This window comes from Thauera sp. JM12B12 (assembly GCF_039614725.1).
Classification (GTDB): domain Bacteria; phylum Pseudomonadota; class Gammaproteobacteria; order Burkholderiales; family Rhodocyclaceae; genus Thauera.
Genome location: NZ_CP154859.1, coordinates 3,707,465 through 3,719,296, shown reverse-complemented (window position 1 = coordinate 3,719,296; position 11,832 = coordinate 3,707,465). Strand labels below are relative to the sequence as shown.

Annotated in this window: 9 protein-coding genes; 1 reads left to right on the top strand and 8 read right to left on the bottom strand. The window is 71.0% G+C overall.

The genetic code is table 11. The annotated features are described in order from the left end of the window. Nucleotides 1–2 precede the first annotated feature (2 nt). The 8 genes from AAG895_RS16905 to AAG895_RS16870 form a co-directional block, all read right to left on the bottom strand. A complete protein-coding gene (locus tag AAG895_RS16905; RefSeq protein ID WP_345795321.1) occupies nt 3–875 on the bottom strand; it encodes a TonB family protein in 873 nt (290 codons plus the stop codon). 73 nt (nt 876–948) lie between these two features. Then, on the bottom strand, nt 949–2,856 hold the full coding sequence (locus AAG895_RS16900) for an RNB domain-containing ribonuclease (protein WP_345793141.1): 1,908 nt from the start codon (nt 2,854–2,856) through the stop codon (nt 949–951). 33 nt (nt 2,857–2,889) lie between these two features. Beyond that, complete coding sequence (gene rarD / locus AAG895_RS16895; protein ID WP_345795320.1) at nt 2,890–3,768, bottom strand: EamA family transporter RarD; 879 nt, start codon at nt 3,766–3,768, stop codon at nt 2,890–2,892. 197 nt (nt 3,769–3,965) lie between these two features. Then, a complete protein-coding gene (locus AAG895_RS16890; RefSeq protein ID WP_345793140.1) occupies nt 3,966–4,862 on the bottom strand; it encodes a methyltransferase domain-containing protein in 897 nt (298 codons plus the stop codon). 16 nt (nt 4,863–4,878) lie between these two features. After that, the gene (locus tag AAG895_RS16885; protein WP_345793139.1) at nt 4,879–5,451 is read right to left on the bottom strand and encodes a YqiA/YcfP family alpha/beta fold hydrolase; all 573 of its coding nucleotides are present in this window, start codon (nt 5,449–5,451) and stop codon (nt 4,879–4,881) included. A gap of 15 nt (nt 5,452–5,466) precedes the next feature. Then, entirely contained in the window at nt 5,467–6,291 is an 825-nt protein-coding gene (locus tag AAG895_RS16880; RefSeq protein ID WP_345793138.1) for an undecaprenyl-diphosphate phosphatase, read from the bottom strand. A 262-nt stretch (nt 6,292–6,553) separates the two neighbouring features. Beyond that, nucleotides 6,554–6,808, bottom strand: coding sequence for a YkgJ family cysteine cluster protein (locus AAG895_RS16875; RefSeq protein ID WP_345793137.1), 255 nt, complete (start codon nt 6,806–6,808; stop codon nt 6,554–6,556). Between the two features lie 50 nt (nt 6,809–6,858). After that, nucleotides 6,859–7,377, bottom strand: a complete 519-nt coding sequence (locus tag AAG895_RS16870; RefSeq protein ID WP_345793136.1) for a DUF2478 domain-containing protein — start codon at nt 7,375–7,377, stop codon at nt 6,859–6,861. A gap of 113 nt (nt 7,378–7,490) precedes the next feature. On the opposite strand from AAG895_RS16870, the gene hrpA reads away from it, so the two are divergent. Beyond that, a complete protein-coding gene (hrpA, locus tag AAG895_RS16865) occupies nt 7,491–11,831 on the top strand; it encodes an ATP-dependent RNA helicase HrpA (protein ID WP_345793135.1) in 4,341 nt (1,446 codons plus the stop codon). Nucleotide 11,832 lies beyond the last annotated feature (1 nt).

Sequence of the window (11,832 nt, the reverse complement as noted above, 5' to 3'; positions counted from 1 at the left end):
TCTCAGTTGGCGCGCACCTGGTCGCTGTTGGTGAAGGTCCAGGTGCGGGTGATCTCGATGATGTCGTAGTCCTTGCGGATGTCGGGCGGGAAGGGGGCGTAGGGCGCGGCCATCTTCACGATGCGCATCGCCGCCTCGTCGAGCACCTTGTGCCCCGAGCTGCGCTGCACGCCCACCTTGTCCACCGAGCCGTCGGCGCGGATCGATACCGACAGCAGCAGGCTGCCATAGAGCTTGCCGCGCGCCGCGTCGGGGTAGTTCAGGGTGCCGACGCGCTCGACCTTCTGCCGCCAGTCCTCCACGTACTGGGCGAAGCGGTATTCCTTGGCGCGCGCGCCGATGAACTTCTTGCGCGGGCGCTTGGCGAGCTCCTGCAGGTCGCGGTCGATCTGCGCCTCGAGGCGGGCGACGGCCGCGGCGCTGTCGAGCAGGTCGAGGCCACTGACCGGCGGCGGCGCCTCCGGGCGCGGCGTGGGCTGCTCGACCTTCTTCGGCGCGGCCGCGACCTTCGCCGGGGCCTTGTCGCGGGTGATCACCGGCTGCTGCTCGCGCACCGGCTCGGGGGTGCGACGCTTGGCCTCGACGAGGGCGTCGCCCTCCTTGCGCGTGGGCTGGGGCGGCAGCGGGGTACTCGGGCGCGCCTCCTGCTCGGTGTTGCCGCCGCCGTCCACGTTGGCTTGCGCGAGCACCTCGGCCTTGTCCGGTGCCTTGGCGTGGCGGGTATTGACCAGCACGACCTCCAGACCCTTGTCGCGCACCGGCTTGTGCTCGGGCAGGCGGAACTGGATCAGCAGCAGCACGCCGTGCAGGGTGAGCGAGATCGCGAATGCCGCCAGCAGCAGGGGGCCACCAAGGCGGGCCAGGCGCCGGCCCATCGCCCGCGCGCCTGCGCTGCCGCTCGCAGCAGCGGGCACGGCCGGGGAGGGCGCCGCCTGCGACATGGCGGCCTCAGGCGAAGCCGAAGCCGGCTTCGGCGAGGGCGCCGGGCTCGGGTTCGGCAAGCGTCTGCACGAAGCGGGCCTCGACCTCGACGTCGAGCAGGTCGGTGTGCTCGACGAAGAGCTTGACCCGGCTCCCGGGGATCTGCAGCGGCAGCGAGGGCACGCGGAACACGAGCGGGATCTCGGTCAGGCGCACCACGTTCTCGCGCAGCACGGTGGCCTCGACCTCGCCGCGGCCGTGCTGACGCAGCCAGCGCAGGCACCAGTAGCGTTCCATGCCGCGCTGGAATTCGGCGTACTCGGCGTAGGTGAGCTCGAAGTCGCGCATCGCCGCCATGAGCTCGGCCGACTTGGGGGCGAAGGCCGGGGGCGTGCCCTGCAGCACCGAGATGATCTGCCACTGGTTGACCAGGTCCACGTAGCGGCGCAGGGGCGAGCTCGACCACGCGTAGCAATCCACCCCGAGGCCCTCGTGCGGCGCGGCGACGGTGGTCATGCGCACCTTCCCGCCGCCTTGCGCGCGATAGAGGCCGGGGATGCCCGAGGCGTCGAGCAGCTTGCCCCAGGTCATGTTGGCGTGAATCATCAGTTCGGCGACCAGCTTGTCCATCGGCGAGCCGCGCAGCCGGCGGCTGATGCTGACGTGGCCGGGGCCGTCGGCGGTGTCGACGTTCCAGTCGACGCTGAAACCGAAGTCGATGCGGTCCTCGTTGCCGCCGGCCTTGCCGCGGCCGGCCTCGAGCACGGTGGCGAGGTCCCACAGCAGCGAGAGCTCCTGTTTCCACGGGAAGTCGGGCAGGCCGCTATGCACGGTCTCGTCGTTGAACACCGGCTCGATGTCGTGGTGACGCAGGTTGGCGACGATCGGGACGATCTCCACCCGGCTCTCCTCGCCGACGATGGCCAGCCCGGGGGTGACGTCCAGGTAGAGCGACACCGCCGGGCAGTCGCGGCCTTCGGCGAGGGTGAAGGTCTGCACCACCTCGTCGGGCAGCATGGTGATCTTGCTGCCGGGCATGTACACGGTGGACAGACGGCGGCGGGCGATCGCGTCCAGCCCGGAGCCGCGCGCGAAGCCCAGCGCCGGCGCGGCGATGTGGATGCCGATGCGCCAGCCGCCGCCGGCGCGCGGCGTCACCGAGAAGGCGTCGTCGATTTCGGTGGTGGAGGCATCGTCGATCGAGAACGCGGCCACCTCCGCGCGCGGCAGGCCTTGCGGGAGCGTCGCAGGCTCGACGGCGGGGAAGCTCGTGCCCTCCGGGAAGTGCTCGAAGAGGAAGCGGTTGTAGTGGAAGTCGTAGCTCGATGCGAGCGCGCCGCAGGACAGCAGCAGGCGCGGCGCCGACAACCCGCTGTCCACGCAGGCGGCCTCCAGAGCCTTGATCTCGGGGCGGTTGCGGTCGGGGCGGTAGAGCGCCTGCGGCAGCAGCGCGGCGATCTCGGGCGGCAGGCGGCCGGCGACGAGCTCGGTGCGCATGTGCTCGATCGCGGCGGCCTGCTGACGCTTTTTCTCCAGGCCGGCGAGCGCGGCCTGGAGGATGTCCGCGGGCGCCTTGCGGAAGCGCCCCTTGCCCTTGCGATGGAACCAGATCGGCGCCGAGTGCAGGCGCAGCAGGACGGCGGCGGATTCGATCGCGGTCGGTGTATGCCCCTGGTATTCGGCGGCGAAGTCGGCGAAGGCGAATTCCTCGTCGCCGCACACCTCCCACAGGAACTCGATGTCGAGCGCTTCGGCGTCGGCCTCGGCGCGCGCGAGCAGATCGGCCGGGCCAGGCTCGCGGAATTCGAGCATCACGTTGGCGCGCTTGAGCTTGACCCGCTTGCCGTGCGTGTTCTCGACCTGCAGGGTGGTTTCGTTATCGGCGAGGATGGTGCCGGCCTTGAAGGCCCCGTCCTCTTCATACAGCACGAACATCGGCATCTGCCTGGAGAATTCAAGCGCGCTAGTTTACTGGATTCGGAGCGCGGGCCGGCGTGCGGCACGCAGCAGATCGAAGGAATACACCGCGAGCGCGAACCAGATGAGTGCGAAGCCGACGAGCTGGGTGGTGTCGAAGGGCTCGCGAAAGAGCAGCACGGCGACGAGGAAGTTGAGGCTGGGCGCGATGTATTGCAGGAAGCCGACGGTGGCCAGTGGCAGGCGGCGGGCGCCGACCGCGAACAGCATCAGCGGCACCGCGGTGATCACCCCGGTGAGCGGCAGCAGCCAGTCCGTCGCGGCGCCGCTGCCGAAGGCGAGGCTTTCGTGCATGTGCAGCCAAAGCAGCCAGCCGAGCGCGAGCGGCGCAACCACCAGAGTCTCGATGAAGAGCCCGCCCACCGCGTCTACCGGGGCGCGCTTGCGCAGCAGGCCGTAGAGGCCGAAGGTGCCCGCGAGGAAAAGCGGGATCCACGGCAGGCTGCCGAGCTGCCACACCCGCCAGCCCACGCCCGCGCAGGCGATCGCCACCGCAACCGCCTGCAGCGGGCGCAGGCGTTCGCCGAGAAAGAGCGCGCCGAGCGCCACACTGACCAGCGGGTTGATGAAGTAGCCCAGGCTCGCCTCGAGCAGCCGGCCGGCGTCGATCGCCCAGATGAATACCAGCCAGTTGCTGCTCGTGAGCAATGCGGTGAGGGTGAGGAGCGCGAGCAGGCGCGGCTGGGCAAGCGCCGCACGTACGCGGGCGTAGCCGCCGGTCGAGCTCACCGCCGCGAGCAGGCCGGCGAGGAACAGGGCTGACCACAGCACGCGGTGGGCGACGATTTCGAACGGCGGCACGCTGCCGAGGGCGCGGAAGTAGAGCGGCGCCAGACCCCAGGTCACGAAGGCGGCGAGCGCGGCGAACATGCCCTGGCGCGCGGCACGTGCGTCAGCTTCGGCGCTGGAGATGGACGGGATCTGGGTGGGCGTGCGGGCGTCGGGGGCGGGCAAGTGGGGATCCGGGGAACGGTCGGGAGACGGCTGGAGGGGGCGGCGTGGGCGCGAAGAAGGCGCTGCGGGGCGGGGTGTGCCCCCGCCCTGGTGCGCGGCAAGGGGCCTGGCGGTCAGCCCGGACGGCGCGCGCTTGCCACCAGGGTTCGCGCGGGGACCAGGTAGCCGCCGCGATCGTCTGCGCAGCGATGTGCTGCGAGCTCATCCGCGACTGCGGCCTGCAGTGCATCCTGAGTGGCCTGCGGCAGGCGGCCGAGCGCTTCGGCCGCACCCCCGGCGAGGTCGAGGAAAGCCTGCCAGTAGGCGGTGGCGGTGTCGAAGTGGCAGCTGAACGCGCACGTGCGGATGTCGATGTCGACGAAGCCGGCCGCGGTCAGGACGTGCGCGAGCGCCTCGGGCTGACCGTAGCGGAACACCGAGGGGCGAGGCACCTTGGGCGGCGGCAGCAGGTGGGCGATGGTGTCCTGCGCACGGTGGATCAGGGGTACGGTTTCGCGCGGTCCCCACACCGACAGCGCGAGCACGCCGCCGGGCGCGAGCACGCGGTGCATCTCGGCGAGGGCGCGCTCGGGCTCGGGGAAGATGAACAGCGCAAGCCCGGCGAGCACGCGGTCAACGCTGGCGTCGGCCAGGCACAGCTGCTCGGCGTCGGTGGCGGCGAAGCAGGGTGCGTCCGCATGTTCGCCGCAGCGGTGCGCGCCCTCGGCGAGCATGCCCTCGGCGATGTCGGTGGCGAGCACGGTGCCGCCGGGCGCGACCCGCAGCGCGGCATCGCGCGCGAGCAGGCCGGGGCCGCTGGCGAGATCGAGCACGCGCTGGCCGGGCGCGAGCGCGGCGGCATCGAGCAGGGCGGCGGCGAGGTCGGCGCGCAGATGGGCGCCGTCGGCGTAGCGTGCGGCGATGCGGTTGAAGCCGGCGCGCTCCATGGCCTTGAAGCGGCGCGGGTCGAAGCCGGGCGCGGCGCTGGCGGCCTCTTTCGCAATGCCACGGGCGTTGTCGTGCGTGCTCATCGGTGGCGGGCTCCCGTCAGCGGCAGGTGAAGTCGATGACCGGGTCGAGGAAGTCGCCCCAGCGCGAGAAGCCGTGGTCGCCGCCTTCGAGCACGGACTGCCGGGCACCGGCGTACTTGCGCACGGCGTGGCGGTAATCGAGCACTTCGTCGCCGGTCTCCGCCAGCAGCCAGTAGCGATCCGGGCGGGTGATCGCCGGCACCTCCAGCGCGCGCAGCTCGTCGATGTGGGCGCGGGTGAACGCGAAGCGCTCGCCGGTGTACATGTTGTCCTGGATGCCCACGTAGGCACCCAGCTCGAGCGGTGCGACCACCGCCGGATTGACCAGCACCGCGCGCAGGTCGTGGCGCTCGGCGAGCCAGGTGGCGTAGTAGCCGCCGAGCGAACTGCCGACCACCGCGGGCTCGAGGCCGGCGGCGCGGGCGCGCGCGATCGCATCCTCGGCGAGCGCGATTGCCGCGCGCGGCGACACCGGCAGTTGTTCGCACCAGAACCGCTCGGCGAGCCCGCGCTCGGCCATGCGTGCCTTGAGCGCCTGAGCCTTGATCGAGGCCGGTGCGGAGCGGAAGCCATGGAGGTAGACGATCATCGCAATTTGTCTCGATCAGGGCTCGGACCACTCGACCCAGCCGAAGTACCAGGTCGCCAGCACGAAGAGGCCGAAGATGATGCGGTACCAGGCGAAGACGACGAAGGTGTGGTTGGAGATGAACTTGATGAAGCTCTTCACCGCCCACATCGCGGCGATGAAGGAGGCGACGAAGCCGACCGCGAACACCGGCAGGTCTTCGAGCCGCAGCAGCGCCCAGTTCTTGTACAGGTCGTAGGCGGTGGCGGCGAACATGGTCGGGATCGCCAGGAAGAAGGAGAACTCCGCTGCCGTTCTGCGCGACAGGCCGAAGATCAGTCCGCCCATGATGGTCGCGCCCGAGCGCGAGGTGCCGGGGATCATCGCCAGCGCCTGCGCGAAGCCGACCTTGAGCGCGTCGGTCCAGCGCATCTCGTCCACGTCGTTGATGCGGGGGTGATAGGCGCGCTTTTCCACGTACAGGATGATCAGGCCGCCGACCACGAGCGCGGTCGCCACCGTGATCGGGTTGAAGAGCAGCCCCTTGATCGTGGAGTGGAACATCAGCCCGAGGATGGCTGCGGGCAGGAAGCCGATGAACAGCATCCACACGAAGCGCTGGGCGCTCGGCTGGGTCGGCAGGCCGACGGCGACCTTGATCAGGCGCTCGCGGTAGTCCCAGCACACGGCGAGGATGGCGGCGAGCTGGATGACGATCTTGAAGACCTTGCTGGTGTCGTCGTTGTAGCCGAGCAGGTCGCCGACGATGATCAGGTGGCCGGTGGAGGACACCGGCAGGAATTCGGTGAGGCCTTCGACGATGCCGAGGACGAGTGCGATCAGGAGGAGGGAGAGGTCCATGCGGCGAGGTTCGGGTGCGTGCTGACGGGTTCGGCTGCGGCGCCGGGCGAAGCGCCCGATTATAGCCGCTGGAATATTGCACTGCAGGGTCGTGGCTCGCGGTGGCAGGGCGATCCCACGATGCCGCGGTGGGAGTGGGCTTGCCCGCGGAAGCGGTGCTTGCGCGGGGGCGTTCGCGGGCAAGCCCGCTCCCACAGGGGCCGCTCCCACAGGGGCCGCTCCCACAGGGGCCGCTCCCACACGCGCGCCCACACGCGGCCGTTCAGGCTGCGGTCAGGCGCTCGAGGCGGTCGAGGAAGCGCATGGCATGGGTGCGGTCAGCACCGCACATCTCGGCGGAAGGCTGCAGGCTGGCGCACACCGCAGGCCGCCGCGGGTCGCCGAAGAGCTGGCAGCGGTCAGACGCGTCGAGCTGGACGCAGCGCACGCCGGCGGGCTTGCCCTGCGGCATGCCGGGAATCGGCGAGGAGATCGAGGGCGCGATGCAGCATGCCGCGCAGCCCGGGCGGCAGCGCATTGCATCGCCCGTGGCCGGGGCCGTTGCGCAACGCATCGTGCGGGACGCCGTCACGCTTGCGCTTGCCGGGCGCTCCACCAGTCGAGGATGGCGCCAAGCGTGGGCGGCAGCAGCGCGCCCTCGCCGCCGGTGAAGTCCTTCCATTCGTCGAGGAAGCGCTCGCCTACCGCGGTCAGCAGCGGCACGCCGGCCATCACCGTCTCGCCCATCTCGTCGCGCAGGCCGGCACCCGACACTTCCTGCGCGCCGAACTTGTTGATGATCACCAGCTCGACCCCGCGCGCGATCGCGCCGCGCACCGCCATCGAGCCGCGCGCCAGCGCGTCCGGGTCGACCCGGCAGGACACCGAACCCCGCCCCAGGTCCTGCGACAGCGGAATGCTCTCGCCGGTCTCGAGGTTCTCCAGTTCCATGGCGCAGGGGTCGTCGATGACGGTGGCGATGTCGTGCTGCAGCACACCGCCGAGCTTCACGCCGCGGGCCGCGAGCGCACGCGCCGCGGCGGCGAGCAGGGCCTCGATGTTGTCGGTGGGCTTGTAGACGACGGCGGCGATGGCGTGGGCGGGCATGGTCGGGCTCGGCTTGCAGGTCGTGCGGGGACGGCGGTCATTGTCGCACCGCGGCGCCAACAAGGCGACGATGCGGAGGATAATGCGCGCCCTGACGAAGCTGAAACGGATCCATGAGGGCTGACCATCGGGGCGCGCGGCGCCCCTCCGACCTGCCGAATTTCGACGACTGTCTGAGTGTCGATCGCCCGCGCCTGCGCCGCCTGGCGCGCGATCTCGCGCGCCCGCTGCGCGCAGGCGGCGCAGACAAGGGGGGCGCATCGCAGCCGGGCCGATCGGGAGAGGATGCGCGCGCGCAAGGACAGGCTGCGGCTGCCGACCGCCAGACGCGCCTGCAGGCGGACTTCGACGCGCTCCTCGAGCGTTCGCGCGCCGCGCTGCTCGCCCGCCGCGCCGCCCTGCCGGTGCCGGACTTTCCGCCCGAGCTCCCGGTGTCCGCTCGCCGCGACGAGATCGCGCAGGCGCTTGCCGCCCACCAGGTCATCATCGTCTGTGGCGAGACCGGCTCGGGCAAGACCACCCAGCTGCCCAAGATCGCGCTGACGTTGGGGCGCGGCGTCGCCGGCCTGATCGGCCACACCCAGCCGCGCCGGCTGGCCGCGCGCGCCACCGCGAGCCGCATCGCACAGGAGCTCAAGAGCCCGCTCGGCGAGGTCGTCGGCTACAAGATCCGCTTCACCGACAAGACCGGCGAGCGCAGCCACGTCAAGCTGATGACCGACGGCATCCTGCTCGCCGAGACCCAGACCGACCCGCTGCTCGCCGCCTACGACACCCTGATCATCGACGAGGCCCACGAGCGCAGCCTCAACATCGACTTCCTGCTCGGCTACCTCAAGACCCTGCTGCCGCGCCGGCCCGACCTGAAGGTGGTGGTGACCTCGGCGACGCTGGATGCCGAGCGTTTCGCGAAGCACTTCGCCGACGCGACGGGCAGGCCGGCGCCGGTGATCGAGGTGTCGGGCCGGCTGTATCCGATCGAGATGCGCTACCGGCCGGTGGAGAACGAGGCGCTCGACCCTGCTGCGGCCGCGCGCGGCGCCGCGCGCGGCGGAAAGGAGGCCGGAAGGGACGCCAGCAAGGACAGGAGTCGCGACCTCATGGACGCGCTGGTCGATGCGGTCGACGAGGCACAGCGCTGCGGCCCCGGCGACGTGCTCGTCTTCCTGCCCGGCGAGCGCGAGATCCGCGAGGCCGCCGAGGCGCTGCGCAAGGCCCACCACCTGCCCGGCACCGAGATCCTGCCGCTGTTCGCGCGCCAGTCGGCACAGGAGCAGGCGCGCGTGTTCTCGCCCTCCAACGGGCGCCGGGTGGTGCTGTCGACCAACGTCGCCGAGACCTCGCTGACCGTGCCCGGCATCCGCTACGTGGTCGACACCGGGCTGGCGCGCATCAAGCGCTATTCGCCGCGCAACAAGGTCGAGCAGCTGCAGGTCGAGAAGATCGCCCAGTCGGCGGCGAAGCAGCGCGCCGGCCGCTGCGGCCGCGTCATGGACGGCATCTGCTTCCGCCTCTACGACGAGGACGACTTCGACCGCCGCCCGCCGCACACCGACCCGGAGATCCTGCGCTCCTCGCTCGCCGGCGTGATCCTGCGCATGAAGGCCTTGAAGCTCGGCGCGGTGGAGGATTTCCCCTTCATCGATGCGCCCGGATCGCGCCTGATCGGCGACGGCTATGCGCTGCTCGCCGAGCTCGGCGCCGTCACCGACGACGAGGCGCGCCAGCTCACCCCGATCGGCAGCGAGCTGGCGAAGCTGCCGCTCGACCCGCGCATCGGCCGCATGATCCTCGCTGCGCGCGACCGCGGTGCGCTCGCCGAGCTGCTGGTGATCGCCGCCGCGCTGTCGGTGCAGGACCCGCGCGAGCGTCCGCAGGACAGCCCCGGCGCCGCCGACCAGGCGCATGCGAAGTTCCGCGGCGGGGAGCAGGACGAGAAGTCCGAGTTCCTGTGGTACTGGCACCTGTGGAAAGCCTGGGACGAGGTGCAGCGCCACGAGTCGTCCAGCAAGCAGAAGGCCTGGTGCAAGAAGAACTTCCTGAATTACATGCGCATGCGCGAGTGGCGCGACGTGTTCGCCCAGCTCCATACCCTGTGTGCCGAACATGGTTGGAAGGAGAACGCGCAGCCGGCGAACTACGAGGCGATCCACAAGGCGCTGCTCGCCGGCCTGCTCGGCAACATCGGCTGCAAGGTGGACGATGCTTCGGGGCCGCAGGCGGGGGCGTATCTGGGCGCGCGCGGCATCAAGTTCTGGCCGCATCCGGGTTCGGCGCTGGCGAAGAAGGCGGGTAAGTGGATCATGGCCGCCGAGCAGGTCGAGACCAGCCGTCTGTTCGGGCGCTGCATCGCGCGCATCGAGCCGGAGTGGGTGGAGGAGGTCGGCGGCCACCTGGTCAAGCGCCAGGTGTTCGAGCCGCACTGGTCGAAGTCCTCGGGCGCGGTGCGCGCCTGGGAGCGCGGCACGCTGTACGGCCTGGTGATCTACCCGCGCCGCGGCGTGGCCTATCGCGACATCGACCCGGCGCTGTGCCGCGAGCTCCTCATCCGCGAGGGCCTGGTGCAGGGCGAGATCGCCGAGGGGCCGGCGCGCGCGATGGCCTTCCTCGCCCACAACCAGCGCCTGGTCGCGGAGATCGAGCGCCTCGAGCACAAGTCGCGCCGCCCGGACGTGCTGGTGGACGAAGCGCTGATCGAGGCCTTCTACGACAGCAAGATCCCGCAGGACGTCTGCGATGTCGCGGGCCTCGAGCGCTGGCGGAAGAAGGCCGAGAATACCGAGCCGAAGCTGCTGCACCTGTCGCGCGAGCAGTTGATGCGCCACGAGGCGGAAGGCGTCACGACCGATCGCTTTCCGCCCGCACTGGAGGTGCTCGGGCAGAAGTTGAAGCTCAGCTACCTGCACCAGCCTGGCGAGGCCGACGACGGCGTCACGCTCACCGTACCGCTCGCCATGCTCAACCAGATCCCCGCCAACCGCTGCGAGTGGCTGGTGCCGGGGCTGCTGGAGGAGAAGGTCGCGGCGCTGATGAAGACCGTGCCGCAGAAGCACCGCCACCGCCTGCAGCCGGTGGGCGAGAGCGCGGCGGCCTTCATGGCGGCCTTCGAGGCCGGAGAGTTCGATACCGACGAGGCGCTGTTGAAGATGCTGCAGCGCTTCGTCGAGGAGCGCGTGCAGTTGAAGTTGCCGCTGGAGAGCTTCCGACCGGAGAACCTGAAGCCGCACTGCTTCATGAACTTCCGCGTGATCGACGAGCACGGCCGCGTGATGGGCCAGTCGCGCAACCTGATGGAGCTGCGTGCGCGCTTCCGCGAGCAGGTGGCGGCGCGCTTCTCGGCGGCGAAGATCGGCGGCGCGCTCGCGGGTGCGCTGTCGGCCGCGGGCGTCGGCGCGGGCGGTGATCAGGCCGGTGGCGGCGGGGCGCGTGGCGCGGATGAGGGCGCAGGCACGAGGTCCGACCGCGGGCGGTATGGCGTGCGCGCGGACGCTGCGCCGGGCGCGGGCGTCGCGGCGGGGCGGAAGGGTGGCAAGGCCGTCGGGAACGCGGGGGGCGACGCGTCTGGCCGCGGCGCTGCCGCCGCCGAGTTGCCGGCGCAGTCCCTGTCCGGCTTCACCGCCTGGTCCTTCGGTGCCCTGCCGGAGCTGCTCGAGATTCGCGTCGCCGGCCGCGAGGTGATCGGCTTTCCCGCGCTCCACGACGACGGCGACAGTGTCTCGCTACGGCCCTACGACACCCCGGAGGAGGCCGCGCGCGTGCATCGGAGGGGGCTTGCCCGGCTGTTCGCGCTCAATCTGAAGGATCAGGTGCGGGCGGTCGAGCGCCTGCCAGGCCTGCGCGAACTCGCGCTGCAGTACATGAGCTTCGGCACCGAGGCCGAGCTGAAGGCAAGGCTGGTCGAAGCCACGCTGACGCGCTGCTGCCTGCTCGAACCGCTGCCGGCCGACGCCGAGGCGTTCGCGCGCCGCTGCGCCGAGGCCCGCAGCCGCGTCAGCCTGGTTGCGCAGGAGTTCATGCGGCTGGCCGGCGGCCTGCTCGCGGAGCATTCGGCCCTGCAGAAGCGCCTGGCGGGCCTCAAGACCTTCCCCGACGCGGTGGCCGACATGCAGTCCCAGCTCGCCGCGCTGCTGCCTAAGGACTTCCTGGTCGCTTTCCCGTGGGAGCGGCTGGCGCATTTCACGCGCTATCTGAAGGCGGCGTCGGTGCGGGTGGACAAACTTCGCAACAATCCGGCGCGCGATGCGCAGGCGATGGCCGAGTGGAAGGCGCTGGCCCAGGCCTGGGAACGCGAACGCCTCGCCCGCCGCCGCGCCGGCGTCGAGGACCCGGCGCTGGAGGAGTTCCGCTGGCTGCTGGAGGAGCTGCGCGTCGGCCTGTATGCGCAGGAGCTGAAGACGCCGATGCCGGTTTCGGTCAAGCGCCTGCAGAAGATCTGGGACAGCCGGCCGCGCTGAG